The sequence below is a fragment of the Methylobacterium sp. Leaf102 genome, from assembly GCF_001422425.1.
GTDB lineage: Bacteria > Pseudomonadota > Alphaproteobacteria > Rhizobiales > Beijerinckiaceae > Methylobacterium.
The window spans coordinates 125,184-142,059 of record NZ_LMMX01000038.1 but is presented as its reverse complement, the minus strand read 5'-3'; the positions used below and the strand labels follow the sequence as shown (position 1 = coordinate 142,059).

Here is a 16,876-nt window from a genome sequence, read left to right as displayed (position 1 = left end):
ACGTGGTAATGTGGTCGGGCGGGTCTTTCAGCAGGGTCTGGCCGGAAGATCAAGCAAGCTTTCGGCGATGCTGATCGCTTGGCGAGCGTCACCTGCGGTTGCATCCGCACCAACGCATTTGCAGGAATCCGGAGCGGCCGTGAAGACCGGTCCACCGACCATGACACGAACCCCACGATTCTGCGAATTCCGCCGCAGGCCGGCGACGGCGTCGTTCAGACTCGGCAGCAGCGCCTCGCAGGCCAGGGACAGGCCGATGACATCGAACCATGTGGTCCGCACCCGCGCGAAGGGGTCGCCCTCAGGATCGCGCGCGGTGCTGGTGACGTCCCAGCCGGCATCGCGGAAGAACTGCTCGACCACGGCGAGACCGAAGCTGTGCATCTCGCCCGGGCACGGCAACAGAAGGATGCTGCGCCCGTGCCGATGCTGCGGGGTCTCGCCGCCGAAGCGCCGGGTGACTTCGTGCATGATCCGCTGCAGCCGGCCCATGGCCACGGTCACTTCGGCGAAATCGCACAGGTCCTCTTCCCAGAGGACGCCGAGGTGGCGTGCGGTCGGCGCCAGGAGGTCGAGGAGTAGGCTTTCGGGCGTGAGCCCCTCTTCGATCAGCGCTGCGATCCGAGCCTCCACGGCGTCGCCCGCGGGTGCGAGCATGAGCGTGCTGAAGGTCTCGATCTGCTCAGCGCTAGGCAATATACTACATACTTCACCGCGCGGCTCGGGCCGGTGAACGATCATCAGGCGGGGAATGATCTCCGCTTCGACGAGGCGTGCGAGCTCATCGCCCCAGTGTCCCCCTTGGGCGACGCGGCTGAGCCTGGACTCGAGGCTCGATCGACAGAGATCCGGCATGTCGCCGCCAGATCCCTCGTAAGCGAAGCCCTCAACGGACTGCCTCATCTCATCCATTGGAATCTCCCAATGTCGCTGACGGCATTCTTGCTTCGCTACGATCTTGATCGTCGAGCTTCCGCGTCCTCAAGCACGTCTTTTCGGGGGCTTCTCAAACCCTCGACAGCGACCGTGGCCGTGTCGGTGCAGGCCGCGACGATACGCTTCGGAACCATTTTGACAATCCCAAAGCTGTAACTATTCTGCATTCAATCAGTAAATCTCCATTGACGTAAAGCCAGCTTGACACTCGTCCTGGCCGTTCCTAACCTCCCCTCAGCGACCCCCCTGTGAGGGGTCGGACGGGTGGAACAGGGGTGCGGGCGATGAGCCAGAGAGAGGGCCGGCACAGAAAGCCTCTCTACGACGCCCAGCAAAGGGCGCGCCGCGACGCCACGGCCTGGACCCTTGTCCAAGGCATTCTGGCCCCGCTTCAATTTCTCGTGTTCCTGGTCAGCCTCGCCCTCGTCCTGCGCACCCTGGCCACGGGCGAGGGGGCTTTTGCGGCCAATGTCTCGATCGTCGCCAAGACGGGGCTCCTCTACGCGATCATGGTCACGGGCTCGATCTGGGAGAAAGTCGTCTTCGGACGCTACCTGTTCGCCCCGGCCTTCTACTGGGAAGACATGGTCAGCATGCTGGTGCTGGCCCTGCACAGCGCCTACCTCGTGGCCCTGGCGACGGGCTGGATCGAGACCAACGGCCTGATGCTCCTGGCGCTTGCCGCCTATGGCTCCTACGCGATCAACGCGACGCAGTTCCTCCTGAAGCTGCGGGCCGCGCGTCTCGATGCCGGACCCGCCTCCCGCCTCGCCGCGGAGGGCGCCCGATGAACGCCCACGCTCCGATCCCCACGGCCGATGCGGGCTGCGGCGTCACCATCCGCCAGGAACGCGGGCAGCGCGCGGTGTTCTGCGGGCTCACGGGTATCGTCTGGCTGCACCGCAAGATCCAGGACGCGTTCTTCCTCGTGGTCGGCTCGCGCACCTGCGCCCACCTCATCCAGTCGGCCGCAGGCGTCATGATCTTCGCCGAGCCGCGCTTCGCCACCGCCATCATCGACGAGCGCGATCTCGCCGGCCTCGCCGACATGAACGAGGAGCTCGACCGGGTCACCCGCCGCCTCATCGAGCGCCGGCCGGACATCCGGCTCCTGTTCCTCGTGGGCTCGTGCCCCTCCGAGGTGATCAAGCTCGATCTGCCCCGCGCCGCCCAGCGCCTGTCGCAGAGCCTCAGTCCGGACGTGCGGGTGCTGAGCTATTCCGGCAGCGGCATCGAGACGACGTTCACGCAGGGCGAGGATGCGTGCCTCGCAGCCCTCGTCCCCGAACTGCCGCGTACGGAGGCCGAGGCCGTCCCCTCGCTCCTCGTCGTCGGCGCCCTCGCGGATGTGGTGGAGGACCAGTTCGCTCGCCTGTTCGCCGAGATGGGCCTGGAGCACGTCGCCTTCCTGCCCGCGCGGCGGGCGGGCGCGATGCCGGCCGTTGGGCCGAACACCCGCATCCTGCTGGCCCAGCCCTTCCTTGCCGACACCGCACGGGCGCTCGAAGCGCGCGGCGCGACCCGGCTGCCCGCCCCGTTCCCCCTCGGGGCCGAGGGCACCACCGCATGGCTGCGGGCCGCGGCCGACGCGTTCGGAGTCGATCCCCGGCGCTTCGCCGAAGCCACGGCGCCGGGCCTGCGCCGGGCCGAGCGGGCGCTCGCGCCCTATCGAGCGCTGCTCGGGGGCCGCCGGGTGTTCTTCTTCCCCGATTCCCAGCTCGAGCTACCGCTCGCCCGCTTCCTGTCGCGGGAAATGGGCGCCACGCTCATCGAGGTCGGAACGCCCTACCTGCATCGCGGCCACATGGCCCCGGAACTCGCCCTGCTGCCGGCGGGCACCGAGGTCGTGGAGGGTCAGAGCCTCGACGCGCAGATGGACCGCTGTCGCGCGGCCCGGCCGGACCTCACCGTGTGCGGCCTCGGCCTCGCCAACCCGCTGGAGGCCGAGGGGCTCGCCACCAAGTGGTCCATCGAGCTGCTGTTCACCCCGATCCAGGGCTACGACCAGGCCGGTGACCTCGCCGAGCTGTTCGCCCGCCCCCTCGTTCGCCGCACCCGGCTGGAGGTCTAGGACCATGCAGCTGACGCTCTGGACCTACGAGGGACCGCCCCATATCGGCGCCATGCGGGTCGCCACCGCCATGCGGGGCCTGCACTACGTGCTGCACGCCCCCCAGGGCGACACCTACGCCGACCTCTTGTTCACCATGATCGAGCGGCGCGACGCCCGCCCGCCGGTGACCTACACCACCTTCCAGGCGCGCGATCTGGGCGCCGACACCGCCGCGATCTTCCAGAACGCCGTGTCGGAGGCCTATGCCCGGTTCCAGCCCGAGGCGATGATCGTCGGCGCCTCGTGCACGGCCGAACTGATCCAGGACGATCCGGGCGGCCTTGCCCGTGCCCTCGACCTGCCGATCCCGGTGATCCCCCTCGAGCTGCCGGCCTACCAGAAGAAGGAGAACTGGGGCGCCTCCGAGACCTTCTATCGGCTGGTGCGGGCGCTCGCCGGCCCCAAGGCCGAGCCCGCACCGCGCGCGGGCCGGCGCCCGCTCTGCAATATCCTGGGTCCGACGGCGCTCGGCTTCCGCCATCGCGACGACCTCGTCGAGATCGAGAAGCTCCTGGGCGCCCTCGGCATCGACGTGAACGTCGTCGCCCCGTGGGGCGCCAGCCCGGCCGATCTCGGACGCCTGTCGGCGGCGGACTTCAACGTGGTGCTCTATCCCGAGATCGCCCGCGCGGCGGCCCAGCACCTCCAGAAGACCTTCGGCCAGCCCCTGGTCGAGACCGTGCCCATCGGGGTCGGGGCCACGATCCGATTCGTCGAGGAGGTGGCGGCGCTGGCGAACGTCGATCCGGCCCCTGTCCTTGCCGGCGCCCCCTCGCGCCTGCCGTGGTACTCGCGCTCCGTCGATTCGACCTACCTCACCGGCAAGCGGGTCTTCATCTTCGGCGATGCCACCCACGCGCTGGCCATCGCGCGGGTCGCGGCGGCGGAACTCGGCTTCAAGGTCGTGGGACTCGGCACCTACACCCGCGAATTCGCCCGGGAGGTACGGGCGGAAGCCGCACTCCACGGCATCGAGGCGACGATCACCGACGACTACCTCGACGTCGAGGCGGCGATCCAGGCCGCCCAGGCCGAACTGGTCCTGGGCACCCAGATGGAGCGCCATATCGCCAAGCGCTTGGGCGTGCCCTGCGCGGTGATCTCGGCCCCGATCCACGTACAGGACTTTCCCGCCCGGCACTCGCCGCAGATGGGGTTCGAGGGCGCCAACGTCCTGTTCGACACCCTCGTCCACCCCCTGATGATGGGACTGGAGGAGCACCTCCTCGGCATGTTCCGCGAGGATGCCGAGTTCCACGACGGCGCCGCGCCCTCGCATCTCACACGACACGGAACGGCCCCCTCCGTGCCCGAGGCACCGGAGCCCGCCGCCCCGGTGATCGACACGCCACCGCAGACCTCGGTTCCCGACGACGCACCGGCCGCCTGGGAGGCTTCGGCCGAGAAGGAACTGAAGAAGATCCCGTTCTTCGTGCGCGGCAAGGCCCGCGCCAACACCGAGCGGTTCGCCCGCGAGCGCGCCCTGTCCCGCATCACCGTCGAGACGTTGTACGATGCAAAAGCGCATTTCGGCCGCTGAGGCCATTCCCATGCGTGTCGTCATCGTGACGATGGACACGCATCTCGCCAGTTCCGTCGAGCGGGCGGGCAGGATCCTGCGCCGCGAGGCCCCGGGCCTCTCCATCGTCCTGCACGCGGCCACCGAGTTCAGCACCGACCCCGAGAAGCTCGCGCGCTGCCGGGCCGACATCGCCACGGCCGACATCCTGCTCTGCGCAATGCTGTTCATGGAGGACCATTTCCAGCCGGTCCTGGCCAATCTCGCGGCCCGGCGTGCCAACTGCGACGCCCTCGTCTGCATGATGAGCGCGACACCGGCCACCCGGCTCACCCGCATCGGCGCCTTCAGCATGGACGGCAGCCAGACCGGGCCGATGGCGCTGCTGAAGCGCCTGCGCGGCTCGCCGAAGACGCGTGCCGCCAGTTCGGGCGCCGAGCAGATGAAGATGCTCAAGCGCCTGCCCAAGATCCTGCGCTTCATCCCCGGCACCGCCCAGGACGTGCGGGCCTACTTCCTCACCCTGCAATACTGGCTCGCGGGCTCGGACGAGAACGTCCTCAACATGATCCGCGCCCTGGTGGACCGCTACGCCGACGGTCCGCGCCGGATCTATCGCGGCACCCTCAAGGCCAGCCCGCCCGTCGAGTACCCCGAGGTCGGCGTCTACCATCCGCGCCTGCCCGGCCGGATGGGCGAGGATGCCGGCGCGCTGCCGGGTCACCAGGGTCGGGGGAACCGCGGCACCGTCGGCGTGCTCGGCCTACGCTCGTACATGCTGGCGGACAACGCCGCCCATTACGACGGGGTCATCGCCGCCCTGGAGGCACGCGGCCTCGCGGTGATCCCCGCCTTCGCCAGCGGCCTCGACGCGCGCCCGGCCATCGAGCGCTACTTCCTGAAGGATGGCGTGCCGGCCATCGACGCCCTTGTCTCGCTCACCGGCTTCTCCCTCGTCGGCGGCCCGGCCTACAACGACGCGGCCGCCGCCCAGGACATCCTGGCCCGCCTCGACGTGCCCTACATCGCCGCCCATCCGGCCGAATTGCAGACCCTGGAGCAATGGGGCGCCTCCGACCGCGGGCTGCTGCCGGTGGAATCCACCATCATGGTGGCGATCCCCGAACTCGACGGCGCCACCGGACCGATGGTGTTCGGCGGCCGGTCCGACAAATCGGGCGCGCCCTGCCAGGGCTGCCACGTCGCCTGCGTCTTCCCCGTGGGCGAGGACGACCGGGACATGCATTCCTGCGTCGAGCGCGCCGGGATGCTCGCCGCCCGCGTCGAACGCCTCGTGCGCCTGCGCCGCTCCGAGCGGGCGGAACGCAAGATCGGCCTCGTGCTGTTCAATTTTCCGCCCAACGCCGGCAACACCGGCACCGCCGCCTACCTGTCGGTGTTCGAATCCCTTCACCACACCCTCGTGGCCATGAAGGCGGCGGGCTACGACGTCGCGGTGCCGGGCGGCGTCGCGGCGCTCCGCGAAGCCGTGGTCACGGGAAACGCGGCCCGGTTCGGGGCCACCGCCAATGTCCACACCCGCATCCCCACCGACACCCATGTGCGGCGCGAGCGCCACCTCGCCGAGATCGAGGCACAGTGGGGGCCGGCTCCGGGCCGGCAGCAATCGGACGGCGCCTCGATCTTCGTGCTCGGCGCCCAGTTCGGCAACGTCTTCGTCGGCATCCAGCCCGCCTTCGGCTACGAGGGCGATCCGATGCGGCTCCTGTTCGAGAAGGGGTTCGCGCCGACCCACGCGTTCTGCGCCTTCTACCGCTGGCTGCGCGAGGACTTCAAAGCCCACGCCCTGATCCATTTCGGCACCCACGGCGCGCTCGAATTCATGCCCGGCCGCCAGACCGGCCTCTCGGCCGCCGACTGGCCCGACCGCCTCATCGGCGACGTGCCCAACATCTACCTCTACGCCGCCAACAACCCCTCCGAGGGAGCACTCGCCAAGCGCCGCTCGGCCGCGACCCTGGTCAGCTACCTCACTCCGCCCATCGCCCATGCGGGGCTCTATCGCGGCCTCGTCGACCTCAAGGGCTCCATCGAGCGCTGGCGCGGCCTGGATCCGGAATCAAACCGTGAGCGCGGCGACCTCGCCACCCTGATCCAGGCGCAGGCCGCCCTGGTGGAACTCTCCCCGGCCGAACCGGCCTGGACCGACTCCAGGGCCGAGATCGCCCGCATCGGCCGCGCGGTGCTGGACCTCGAATACACCCTGATCCCCCACGGCCTCCACGTGGTCGGCGCGCCGCTCTCGACGGAAGCGCGGGTCGACATGCTCATCGCCATGGCGGATTCCATCCACGGGGTCCGGCTGGAGCGCGCCAGCATCGCCGCCCTGGTGGCGGGGGCGAGCCCGGAGGCCGCCCTAAGGGCCGGCAGTCCGATCCCGCGGGCGGCCGACCTCGCCATCCTTCGCGAGCTCGGGGCCACCGACGCGCTGCTCGGGCAGGACCACGAGATCCCCGCCCTCCTGCGGGCGCTCGATGCCCGCTTCATCCGCCCCGCCCCCGGCGGCGACCTCCTGCGTACCCCGGCGATCCTGCCGACGGGGCGCAACCTCCACGGCTTCGATCCTTTCCGCATCCCCAGCGCCTTCGCGGTCCAGGACGGCGCCGCCCAAGCCGAGCGCCTCCTCGACCGCCACCGCGCCGACGGCCTGCCCCTGCCGCGCTCCATCGCCATCGTGCTGTGGGGCACGGACAACCTCAAGAACGAGGGCGGCCCCATCGCCCAGGTCCTGGCGCTGCTCGGCACCCGGCCCCGCTTCGACGGCTACGGCCGGCTCGCCGGCGCCGAACTCATCCCCCTCGAAGAGCTCGGCCGACCGCGCATCGACGTGGTGGTCACCCTCTCGGGCATCTTTCGCGACCTGCTGCCCCTGCAGATCAAGTTGCTGGCCGAGGCCTGCCTGCTCGCGGCCTCGGCCGACGAGCCGGTGGAGCGGAACTTCGTCCGCCTCCACACCCTCGAATACCAGCGCGTCCACGGCGGCGACTTCGAGACGGCCGCACTCCGGGTCTTCGGCAACGCCGAGGGCGCCTACGGCTCCAACGTCAACCACCTCGTCGAGAACGGCCGCTGGGACGCGGAAGACGAACTCGCCGAGACCTACTCCCGGCGCAAGGGCTTCGCCTATGGCCGCGACGGGCGCCCGGTGCAGCATTCCGCGCTCCTGAAGAGCGTGCTCGCCGACGTCGATCTCGCCTATCAGAACCTCGATTCCGTGGAACTCGGCGTCACCACCGTGGACCATTACTTCGATACGCTCGGCGGCATCAGCCGGGCGGTGAAGCGGGCGAAAGGCGGGGTCGAGGCACCGGTCTATATCGGCGACCAGACCCGGGGCGAGGGCTGCGTCCGCTCCCTCAACGAGCAGGTCGCCATCGAGACCCGCACCCGCATCCTCAACCCGAAATGGTACGAGGGCATGCTCGCCCACGGCTACGAGGGCGTGCGCCAGATCGAGACCCACGTCACCAACACCATGGGCTGGTCGGCCACCACCGCGCAGGTCGACCCGTGGGTCTACCGCGAGATCACCGCCACCTTCGTCCTCGATCCGGCCATGCGCGAACGCATGGCGGCCCTCAATCCGACCGCGTCGGCCAAGGTCGCCAACCGCCTGATCGAGGCACACGAACGCGGCTTCTGGAAGCCCGACGCCGCCATGCTCGATGCCTTGCGCGAGGCCGGCGACGAGCTCGAAGACCGTCTCGAAGGCATCACCGCAGGGGTCGCAGCATGAACATCGCCATCCGCAATCCGGTCGCGTCGCGGCAACCTGAAGGAAGCGTTCAGGTCGAACTCGACCCGAACCTCAAGATCGGCACCGCCAAGGTGTTCGCCGTCTACGGCAAGGGCGGCATCGGCAAGTCCACCACCTCGTCGAACCTCTCGGTGGCGTTCTCGAAGCTCGGAAAACGCGTCCTGCAGATCGGGTGCGACCCGAAGCACGATTCGACCTTCACGCTGACGAAGCGGTTGGCCCCGACCGTGATCGACGCCCTCGAGGCCGTGCAGTTCCACTCCGAGGAGCTGCGCATCGAGGACTTCGTGGCGGAGGGCTACAACGGCGTGATGTGCGTCGAGGCGGGGGGGCCCCCCGCCGGCACGGGCTGCGGCGGCTACGTCGTCGGCCAGACGGTCAAGCTTCTCAAGGAGCATCGCCTTCTCGAGGACACCGACGTCGTGATCTTCGACGTGCTCGGCGACGTGGTCTGCGGCGGCTTCGCCTCGCCGCTCCAGCACGCCGACCAGGCCCTCATCGTCACCGCCAACGACTTCGACTCGATCTTCGCCATGAACCGCATCGTCGCGGCGATCCACGCGAAATCGAAGAACTACCCCGTGCGGCTCGGCGGCGTCATCGCCAACCGCTCGGCCAAGACCGACGAGATCGACCGCTTCAACGCCGCGGTGGGCCTGGAGCGCATCGCGCACTTTCCCGACCTCGACGTGGTGCGCCGCTCGCGCCTCAAGAAGTCGACCCTGTTCGAGATGGAGCCGACGCCCGAACTCATCGCCGTCACCGACGAGTACATGCGGCTGGCCGCCCATCTCTGGGCTGGCGGCAAGCCGCTGGCCGCGATCCCGATGAAGGACCGCGACCTGTTCGAATTCCTCGGCTTCGATTGAGGGGAGGGCGCGCCATGACCAGCTACGCGACCCGCCGCTCGCAGCTCACCACCTACTTCGACCGCACGGCGGTCGACGCCTGGGCGCGCCTGACCTCCGACGCGCCGGTGTCGAAGATCCGCGCCACGGTGCGCGCCGGGCGCGACGCCATGCGGGCGAACCTCCTGTCGTGGCTGCCGGAGGATCTCACCGGCCGGCGCGTCCTCGATGCCGGCTGCGGCACCGGGGCGCTCAGCCTCGAGGCGGCGCGGCGCGGCGCCGCGGTGGTGGCCATCGACGTCTCGCCGACCCTCGTCGGCCTCGCCCGCGAGCGCCTCGCCGAGCACCCCGAAGCCGCCCGCATCGACTTTCGCGTCGGCGATATGCTCGACCCCTGGCTCGGGCGCTTCGACCACGTTGTGGCGATGGATTCCCTGATCCACTACGCCACTCCCGACATCGTCCGGGCGCTCGCCGAACTCGCCCTGCGTACCGACGGCTCCGTGGTCTTCACCGTGGCGCCGCGCACGCCGCTCCTCACCCTGATGCACTGGACAGGCCGGGCCTTCCCCCGTGCCGACCGGGCCCCGGCCATCGTGCCGGTGGCGGAGGCGACCCTGCGCCGCCGCGTGGCGGCCGAACCGGTCCTGTCCGGTTTCGGCCTCGCGCGGACGCACCGGGTCAACAGCGGCTTCTACCTGTCGCAGGCCTTCGAGCTCGCCCGCACGCCCGCCGCCGGGACGGCGGCACGGTGACCCGCCTCGGTGACACCATGGCCCGGGGCCTCATGCGGCTCGGACCCGGCATCCTGCCGTTCGCGGATGCGGCCACCGCCGAGCTGCCCCTGGGGCGCCTGCTCCGGCTCGCCCTGTTCCAGGTCACCGTCGGCATGGCCGCCGTGCTGCTCATCGGCACGCTGAATCGCGTGATGATCGTCGAGCTCGACGTGCCGGCCTGGATCGTCGCCGTGATGCTGTCGCTGCCCCTGATCTTCGCGCCGTTCCGGGCGCTGGTGGGCTTCCGCTCCGATACGCACCGCTCGGTCCTGGGCTGGCGCCGGGTCCCCTACATCTGGTTCGGCACCCTGCTGCAGTTCGGCGGGCTCGCCATCATGCCGTTCGCCCTCCTGATCCTGTCGGGCGACACCACGGGGCCGACCTGGCCGGGGCATGTGGCGGCCGCGCTCGCGTTCGTCCTCGTGGGCGCCGGCCTCCACACCACCCAGACCGTGGGTCTGGCCCTGGCCACCGACCTCGCGCCCGCCCACGTCCGCCCGAAGGTGGTGGCGCTCCTCTGCGTGATGCTGCTCCTCGGCATGCTGGTCAGCGCCGTGGTGTTCGGCCTGCTGCTCGCCGACTTCTCGGCCTTGCGCCTCATCAAGGTGATCCAGGGCGCGGCGGTGGTCACCATCGTGCTCAACGGCATCGCCCTGTGGAAGCAGGAGGCGCGCGATCCGTCGCGCACCGACAGGCACGCCCCGCGCCAGACCTTCTCGGAGTCCTGGGCGGCCTACGCCAACAGCGGCCTCGCCCGCCGGCGCCTCGTCGCCACGGGGCTGGGCACCGCCGCCTTCTCCATGCAGGACATCCTGCTCGAACCCTACGGCGGGCAGATCCTGCACCTGCCGGTGGCGGCGACCACGGCGCTCACCGCGATGCTGGCGGCCGGCGGCGGCCTCGGCCTTCTGCTCGCCGCGCGCTGGCTCGGCCGGGGCGGCGACCCCTTCCGGGTGGCGGCGGCCGGCACCGGCATCGGCATCCTCGCCTTCTGCGCGGTGATCTTCGCCGCGCCCCTCGGTTCCATCCCGCTCTTCGCGCTCGGCGTCACCCTCATCGGCCTGGGCGGCGGCCTGTTCGCCCACGGCACCCTCACGGCCTCCATGGCCAAGGCCGGGCCGGAGGAGACGGGTCTCGCGCTCGGCGCCTGGGGCGCCGTGCAGGCGAGTGCCGCCGGCGTCGCCATCGCGGCGAGCGGCATCCTGCGCGACCTCGGCTCCTATCTCGCCACCTCGGGCGCCCTGGGGGAGGGGATGAACCAGGCCTCCACCGGCTACCTCATGGTCTACCACCTCGAGATCGCCCTGCTGTTCGCGACCCTCGTCGCCATCGGCCCCCTCGTGCGCGATCCCGACGCCCGACGCCGCGCGGACCGTTCCGCCACGGCCGAAACCCCGTCCGCCCTGCCCAATCCATCCGTCTGAGAACCGGGAGACACGCCATGTCGAGAGGTGAGATCACAGGCTATGTCGACGTCGCGCAGGTGGTCCTCTACGCGTTCTGGATCTTCTTCGCCGGCCTGATCTTCTACCTGCGCCGCGAGGATCGGCGCGAGGGCTACCCCCTGGAGGCCGAGGGGCTGCCGGGCCGGCGCGCCACCCCGGACCCCATCCTGATCCCGACGCCGAAATTCTTCCACCTCTCCAACGGCGAGGTGAAGACCGCTCCGCCGCACGAGGGTCCCAACACCTGGAACTACCGCGGCCACAAGCACGAGGTCTGGCCGGGCGCCCCCCTGGAGCCCGACACCGACGGTCTGCACGACCAGATCGGCCCCGGCTCGTTCGCCGACCGAGACGATTCCCACGACCGCACCTGGGACGGCGACAAGCGGATCGTTCCCCTGCGGGTGGCCGAGCATTTCGTCGTCCACGAGGACGGCCCCAACCCCATCGGCATGACCGTGTTCGGCGCCGACCGGCAACCCGCCGGCACCGTCTCCGACCTCTGGGTCGATCGGGGAGAATCCATGGTGCGCTACTACGAGGTGGAACTCGGTGCCGGCGGTCGGCGCGTGCTGATGCCCAACACCTTCTGCCGCACGGGCCGCTTCTCGCGCACCGTGAAGACCGAGGCGCTGCTGGCCCACCAGTTCGCCGACATCCCCGCCCACAGGGACCCGGATTCGGTGACCCTTTACGAGGAGGAGCGGATCATGGCCTTCTTCGGTGCCGGCACCCTCTACGCGACCCCCGGACGACAGGAGGCCTTCCTGTGACCCGAGCCCTCAGCCAGACCCACGGCGTCCCCGCCAACCGCTTCGACGCGCCGCCCGGCCTGCCGGCCCCGCTGCCCGCTGGCGAACACATCCTCTGGCAGGGCCGCCCCGGCGGCCTCGCCATCGGACTGCGCGCCCTGCACATCCGCCTCGTGGCCCTGTGGTTTTTCGGATTGGCCCTCTGGGCGGCCGTCCCCCTCGCGGCGGAGGGCCGGCTCGTCGAGGCCGCGATCGCCGCCGGGCCGACGCTCGCCATCGGCACCGGCGCCGTGGCGCTCCTCGGCTTCCTCGGCTGGCTCTCGGCGCGCTCGACCACCTACACCATCACCAACCGCCGGGTGGTGATGCGGGTCGGCATCGCCCTGCCCATGACCCTGAACCTGCCCTTCGGCCTCGTGGACGGCGCCGGCTGCCGGCACTTCTCCGACGGCACCGGCGACCTCGCCCTGCGGGTGAAGCCCGGCAACCGCATCGCCTATCTCCACCTCTGGCCCCATGCCCGACCGTGGCACGTGACGGCCCCCGAGCCGATGATGCGCTCGGTGCCCGACGCGGCCGATGTCTCGGCCATCCTCGCCCGCGCCCTCGCGGCGGCCCGGGAGGTCGAAGAGGAGGCCGCCACCCCAGTGATCCGGCCCCGCGCCCGCGGCCCCCGTCTCGCCACCGCCAGCTGAAGGAGCCATCCCGTGAGTGGACGCACTCTGAACGCCCCCATGGGCCGAGCGAGCTGGTTCCCCGTCGGCGCCGGCCTTCTCCTCGCCTTCGCCCTCGGGACCATCGGCATCGCCCGGTACGAAGGGGTCGGCCTGACGCGAATGCCCCCGGCACAGCCTGTCCGTACCCTGCGCCTGACCGCCGAGGACCGGGCGGACGGGGCGATCCTCCTGCGCGACGCGGTGAAGGGCACCCTCGTCGCCACCGTGGAGCCGGGCCAGGACAACTTCATGCGCGCCACCCTGAGGGGCTTCGGCCAGGCTCGCCTGCGTGCCGGGTTCGGCCGTGAGGCACCGTTCCGCCTCACCCATTTCGACGACGGCAGCCTTGCCCTCGACGACGAGCTCACCGGCCGCGCGGTCAATCTCGGCGCCTTCGGTCCGTCGAACTTCGTCGCGTTCGCCCGCCTGCTGCCCGAGCCCGGAGCCCCCCGATGATCGCCTGGCTGAACGGCCGCCGCACCGTCGAGGTGCCCTGTACCGTGGAGATCGAGCAGACGCCCGAGAGCCTCCATGCCCACGTGACCCTCGACGCCGACTTCGACATCGAGCCCGGCGACGAGGTCCTCGTCCACGATTCCCCCGTGAGCGTCCCCTACGGCGAGCGTCTCACGGTCCGCCGCACCGCCACGGTGATCCGGGCCGGACGCCTGGAGCGGTTCTGGACCAAGCTCGCCGGGCACCTCGAACTCACCGAACTCTACGAAGTCAGCTTTTCCGAGAGGAGGCGCCTGTGACCGTCTCGATCCAGCACCAGACCGTGAAGCCCAAGCTGCCCATGAATGAGGGCACCAAGGCCGCGCACGAGACCACCTTCCTGTCGCCGCGCTTCTACACCACGGACTTCGAGGAGCTCGACCGCACCGACGTCGAGCCCGTGCGCGCGGATTGGGACAAGCTCATCGCCGAGCTGCGCGAGGACCCGAACAAGCGCCACTTCACCCGCAATTCCGACTTCGACGCCGACATGTCCGGCCTCGATCCGGACCTGCGTAAGGAGTTCATGGACTTCCTCGTGTCGTCCATCACCGCCGAGTTTTCCGGCTGCGTGCTCTACGCGGAGATGCGCAAGCGCGCCAAGAACCCCGATATCCGCGAACTGTTCGGCTTCATGAGCCGCGACGAGGCTCGCCACGCCGGGTTCATCAACGACGTGTTGAAGGATTTCGGTATCGGCGTAGACCTGGGCTTCCTGACCAAGTCCAAGAAATACACTTTCTTTCGCCCAAAATTCATCTTCTACGCCACCTACCTCTCCGAGAAGATCGGCTACGCCCGCTACATCACCATTTTTCGCGAATTGGAGCGCCATCCCGAGCGGCGCTTCCACCCGATCTTCAAGTGGTTCGAGAAGTGGTGCAACGACGAGTTCCGCCACGGCGAAGCCTTCGCCCTGCTGATGCGCGCCAACCCGAAGTTGACCACGGGCGTGAACCGCTACTGGATCAAGTTCTTCCTGCTCGCCGTGTTCGCGACCATGTATGTGCGTGACCATTGCCGCCCGGCCTTCCACAAGGCGCTCGGCGTCGATCCGACCGATTACGATTTCAAGGTGTTCCGCATCACCTCGGAAATCTCGAAGCAGACCTTCCCGCTCACCCTCGATCTCGAGAGCCCGAAGTTCAAGCGGGCCCTCGACCGGCTGCTCGCCTGCTCCAACGGCATCGCCGACGCCAAGGCGCAGGGCGGACTGATGGGCAAGCTCAAGCACGGCGCCTGGATCGCGGCCTCGGCGGTGAACTTCGCCCGGCTCTACGCACTGCCGACCCTCGACAATCCGATGCCGGCCGAAATCCGCCTCGAGCCGGTCTGGTAGGGCGATGGCCGCCTACGCCGTCCCCGCCCTCTACGCGGTGGTGATCTGGTGGTTCTCCACCGGGCTCATCATCCTGCTCGATCACCGCCCGCGCTCCACCCATCCCTGGAGCATGGCGGGCGGCACCCTGGTGCTCGCCGGAGCCCTGTGGGCCATCGGCACCAGCGCGGCGGACACCACCGAAGCGGGGGCCTACACCGCCTTCACCGGCGCGCTGCTCGTCTGGGGCTGGCAGGAGATGAGCTACTACATGGGCTTCGTCTCCGGGCCACGCACGGTGGCGTGCCCACCGGGCGCACGCGGGTTCGCCCGCTTCCGGGCGGCGCTGGCCACCAGCCTCTGGCACGAAGTCGCCATCATCGCCGGCGGCCTGGCGATCCTGTGGCTGACCTGGGGCGGCCCCAACCGCTTCGCGCTGTGGACCTACCTCATCCTCGCGGCCATGAACCTCTCGGCCCGGCTCAACATGTTTCTCGGCGTGCGCAACCTCAACGCCGAGTTCCTGCCCGCCCACCTCGCCTATCTCGCCGGCTTCCTGCGCAACCGGGCGATGAACCCGCTGTTCCCGCTCTCCGTCGCGGCGGCCGCGTCCGGCACCCTCTGGCTGGCCGCCGCCGCCCTGGGGGAGGGCATCGGCGCCCACGAGCTCGTCGGCTTCACCGTCGTCACGACGCTCATGGCACTCGCCACCCTGGAGCACGGCTTCCTCATGCTGCCGCTGCCCTCGGCCGCCCTGTGGCAGTGGAGCCTGCCGGGGAAGAACGCCGCCCCGCGCGCAGCCCCCATGGGCGGTGGGGCGGATTACGGCGCGGTCGCTACGCCACCCCTCACGGCCCGGAGCCGGGAGGCGCACGAAACCGTCGGCTGAGCGTCGCCTCGCGACCTTCGCCACAAGAACGGGCAAAGACCACTGCAGAGAACGGGAAGGGGACAGGCCATGAACTACGAAAACTTCTTCGCCGCCGAACTCGACGGCCTCCACCGCGAGGGCCGCTACCGGGTGTTCACGGACCTGGAGCGGCACAACGGCCGCTTCCCCCACGCCACGCATCACACCCCCGGCGGCACCCGCCCGGTCACCGTGTGGTGCTCCAACGACTATCTCGGCATGGGCCAGCACCCGGTTGTGCTCGATGCCATGCACGAGGCCCTCGACCGCTGCGGCGCCGGGGCCGGCGGCACCCGCAACATCTCGGGCACCAACCATTATCACGTGCTGCTGGAGCAGGAGCTCGCCGACCTCCACGGCAAGGAGGCCGCGCTCCTGTTCACCTCCGGCTACGTCTCCAACTGGGCGGCGCTCGGCACCCTCGCGGGCAAGCTCCCGAACTGCGCGGTGTTTTCCGACGCCGAGAATCACGCCTCGATGATCGAGGGCATCAAGGCGAGCCGGGCCGAGCGCCACATCTTCCGCCACAACGACCCGGAGGATCTCGACCGCAAGCTGCGTCTGGTCGACCCCTCCCGCCCGAAGCTCGTGGCCTTCGAGTCCGTCTACTCCATGGACGGCGACATCGCCCCCATCGCGGAGATCTGCGACGTGGCGGAAGCCCACGGCGCGCTCACCTACCTCGACGAGGTCCACGCGGTCGGCCTCTACGGGCAACGCGGCGGCGGCATCTCCGAGCGCGACGGCCTCGCCCACCGCCTCGACGTCATCGAGGGGACGCTGGGCAAGGCGTTCGCGGTGCATGGCGGCTACATCACCGCCTCGGCGAAGCTCTGCGATTTCGTCCGCAGCTTCGCCTCGGGTTTCATCTTCACCACCTCGCTGCCGCCCGCCGTGGCGGCGGGCGCGGCGGCCAGCATCCGTCACCTCAAGGCCAGTGGATCGGAGCGCACCCGGCATCAGGAGCGGGTCGCCACCGTCCGCGCGCGCCTCGACGCGGCCGGCATCCCGTACCTGCCCAACGACAGCCACATCGTGCCGGTGATGGTCTGCGACCCCGTGCTGTGCAAGGCGATCAGCGACACCCTGCTCGACACGTTCGGCATCTACGTCCAGCCGATCAACTATCCCACGGTCCCGCGCGGCACCGAGCGCCTGCGCATCACCCCGTCCCCGCTCCACACGGATGCCGACATCGACCACCTGGTGAATGCGCTCAGCACCATCTGGGGCCGGATGGGCGTCGAGCGCGCGGCAGCCGAGTAGACCC

General features: G+C 69.9%; 15 protein-coding genes. 14 read left to right on the top strand and 1 reads right to left on the bottom strand.

Annotated elements, in window-relative coordinates; genetic code table 11:
- Positions 1-27 precede the first annotated feature (27 nt).
- Positions 28-741: a cobalamin B12-binding domain-containing protein gene (locus ASF27_RS18590; protein WP_056267550.1), complete on the bottom strand. Its 714-nt coding sequence runs from the start codon at positions 739-741 to the stop codon at positions 28-30.
- Positions 742-1,220: 479 nt separating this feature from the next.
- Here ASF27_RS18590 and bchF point away from each other — a divergent pair, with 479 nt between their 5' ends.
- The 14 genes from bchF (at position 1,221) to hemA (ending at position 16,872) form a co-directional block, all read left to right on the top strand.
- The gene (bchF, locus tag ASF27_RS18585; protein WP_056362369.1) at positions 1,221-1,727 is read left to right on the top strand and encodes a 2-vinyl bacteriochlorophyllide hydratase; all 507 of its coding nucleotides are present in this window, start codon (positions 1,221-1,223) and stop codon (positions 1,725-1,727) included.
- Entirely contained in the window at positions 1,724-3,007 is a 1,284-nt protein-coding gene (locus ASF27_RS18580; protein WP_056362366.1) for a ferredoxin:protochlorophyllide reductase (ATP-dependent) subunit N, read from the top strand. Before bchF ends, ASF27_RS18580 begins: the two co-directional genes overlap by 4 nt.
- A 4-nt stretch (positions 3,008-3,011) precedes the next feature.
- Complete coding sequence (bchB, locus tag ASF27_RS18575) at positions 3,012-4,589, top strand: ferredoxin:protochlorophyllide reductase (ATP-dependent) subunit B (protein WP_056168796.1); 1,578 nt, start codon at positions 3,012-3,014, stop codon at positions 4,587-4,589.
- The gene (locus ASF27_RS18570; protein WP_056362356.1) at positions 4,564-8,325 is read left to right on the top strand and encodes a magnesium chelatase subunit H; all 3,762 of its coding nucleotides are present in this window, start codon (positions 4,564-4,566) and stop codon (positions 8,323-8,325) included. The genes bchB and ASF27_RS18570 overlap by 26 nt, the downstream gene beginning before the upstream one ends.
- On the top strand, positions 8,322-9,215 hold the full coding sequence (gene bchL / locus ASF27_RS18565; protein WP_056362352.1) for a ferredoxin:protochlorophyllide reductase (ATP-dependent) iron-sulfur ATP-binding protein: 894 nt from the start codon (positions 8,322-8,324) through the stop codon (positions 9,213-9,215). Before ASF27_RS18570 ends, bchL begins: the two co-directional genes overlap by 4 nt.
- A gap of 14 nt (positions 9,216-9,229) precedes the next feature.
- On the top strand, positions 9,230-9,949 hold the full coding sequence (gene bchM, locus ASF27_RS18560) for a magnesium protoporphyrin IX methyltransferase (protein WP_056362350.1): 720 nt from the start codon (positions 9,230-9,232) through the stop codon (positions 9,947-9,949).
- A 17-nt stretch (positions 9,950-9,966) separates the two neighbouring features.
- The gene (locus ASF27_RS18555; RefSeq protein WP_056362470.1) at positions 9,967-11,394 is read left to right on the top strand and encodes a PucC family protein; all 1,428 of its coding nucleotides are present in this window, start codon (positions 9,967-9,969) and stop codon (positions 11,392-11,394) included.
- A 17-nt stretch (positions 11,395-11,411) separates the two neighbouring features.
- Positions 11,412-12,188 carry a photosynthetic reaction center subunit H gene (puhA, locus tag ASF27_RS18550; protein WP_056362347.1) on the top strand — a complete coding sequence of 259 codons (777 nt, stop codon included), beginning with the start codon at positions 11,412-11,414 and terminating at the stop codon, positions 12,186-12,188.
- Positions 12,185-12,862, top strand: coding sequence for a photosynthetic complex putative assembly protein PuhB (gene puhB / locus ASF27_RS18545; RefSeq protein WP_056362344.1), 678 nt, complete (start codon positions 12,185-12,187; stop codon positions 12,860-12,862). The genes puhA and puhB overlap by 4 nt, the downstream gene beginning before the upstream one ends.
- Positions 12,863-12,874: 12 nt before the next feature.
- Positions 12,875-13,339, top strand: coding sequence for a photosynthetic complex assembly protein PuhC (gene puhC / locus ASF27_RS18540; protein WP_244474348.1), 465 nt, complete (start codon positions 12,875-12,877; stop codon positions 13,337-13,339).
- Positions 13,336-13,638 (top strand): hypothetical protein, encoded by a 303-nt coding sequence (locus ASF27_RS18535; RefSeq protein ID WP_056267295.1) that lies wholly within the window; start codon positions 13,336-13,338, stop codon positions 13,636-13,638. Before puhC ends, ASF27_RS18535 begins: the two co-directional genes overlap by 4 nt.
- A gap of 23 nt (positions 13,639-13,661) precedes the next feature.
- Positions 13,662-14,717, top strand: a complete 1,056-nt coding sequence (gene acsF / locus ASF27_RS18530) for a magnesium-protoporphyrin IX monomethyl ester (oxidative) cyclase (RefSeq protein ID WP_277996080.1) — start codon at positions 13,662-13,664, stop codon at positions 14,715-14,717.
- 4 nt (positions 14,718-14,721) lie between these two features.
- Complete coding sequence (gene puhE / locus ASF27_RS18525; protein WP_082479315.1) at positions 14,722-15,585, top strand: putative photosynthetic complex assembly protein PuhE; 864 nt, start codon at positions 14,722-14,724, stop codon at positions 15,583-15,585.
- A gap of 69 nt (positions 15,586-15,654) precedes the next feature.
- On the top strand, positions 15,655-16,872 hold the full coding sequence (gene hemA / locus ASF27_RS18520) for a 5-aminolevulinate synthase (protein ID WP_056267292.1): 1,218 nt from the start codon (positions 15,655-15,657) through the stop codon (positions 16,870-16,872).
- The last annotated feature ends 4 nt before the right edge of the window (positions 16,873-16,876 follow it).

Bases quoted from the DNA above. Each gene is read 5' to 3' on its own strand.
- ASF27_RS18590 (WP_056267550.1), bottom strand. From the start codon at position 741: ATGATCGTTCACCGGCCCGAGCCGCGCGGTGAAGTATGTAGTATATTG.
- bchF (WP_056362369.1), top strand. From the start codon at position 1,221: ATGAGCCAGAGAGAGGGCCGGCACAGAAAGCCTCTCTACGACGCCCAG.
- ASF27_RS18580 (WP_056362366.1), top strand. From the start codon at position 1,724: ATGAACGCCCACGCTCCGATCCCCACGGCCGATGCGGGCTGCGGCGTC.
- bchB (WP_056168796.1), top strand. From the start codon at position 3,012: ATGCAGCTGACGCTCTGGACCTACGAGGGACCGCCCCATATCGGCGCC.
- ASF27_RS18570 (WP_056362356.1), top strand. From the start codon at position 4,564: ATGCAAAAGCGCATTTCGGCCGCTGAGGCCATTCCCATGCGTGTCGTC.
- bchL (WP_056362352.1), top strand. From the start codon at position 8,322: ATGAACATCGCCATCCGCAATCCGGTCGCGTCGCGGCAACCTGAAGGA.
- bchM (WP_056362350.1), top strand. From the start codon at position 9,230: ATGACCAGCTACGCGACCCGCCGCTCGCAGCTCACCACCTACTTCGAC.
- ASF27_RS18555 (WP_056362470.1), top strand. From the start codon at position 9,967: ATGGCCCGGGGCCTCATGCGGCTCGGACCCGGCATCCTGCCGTTCGCG.
- puhA (WP_056362347.1), top strand. From the start codon at position 11,412: ATGTCGAGAGGTGAGATCACAGGCTATGTCGACGTCGCGCAGGTGGTC.
- ASF27_RS18535 (WP_056267295.1), top strand. From the start codon at position 13,336: ATGATCGCCTGGCTGAACGGCCGCCGCACCGTCGAGGTGCCCTGTACC.
- puhE (WP_082479315.1), top strand. From the start codon at position 14,722: ATGGCCGCCTACGCCGTCCCCGCCCTCTACGCGGTGGTGATCTGGTGG.
- hemA (WP_056267292.1), top strand. From the start codon at position 15,655: ATGAACTACGAAAACTTCTTCGCCGCCGAACTCGACGGCCTCCACCGC.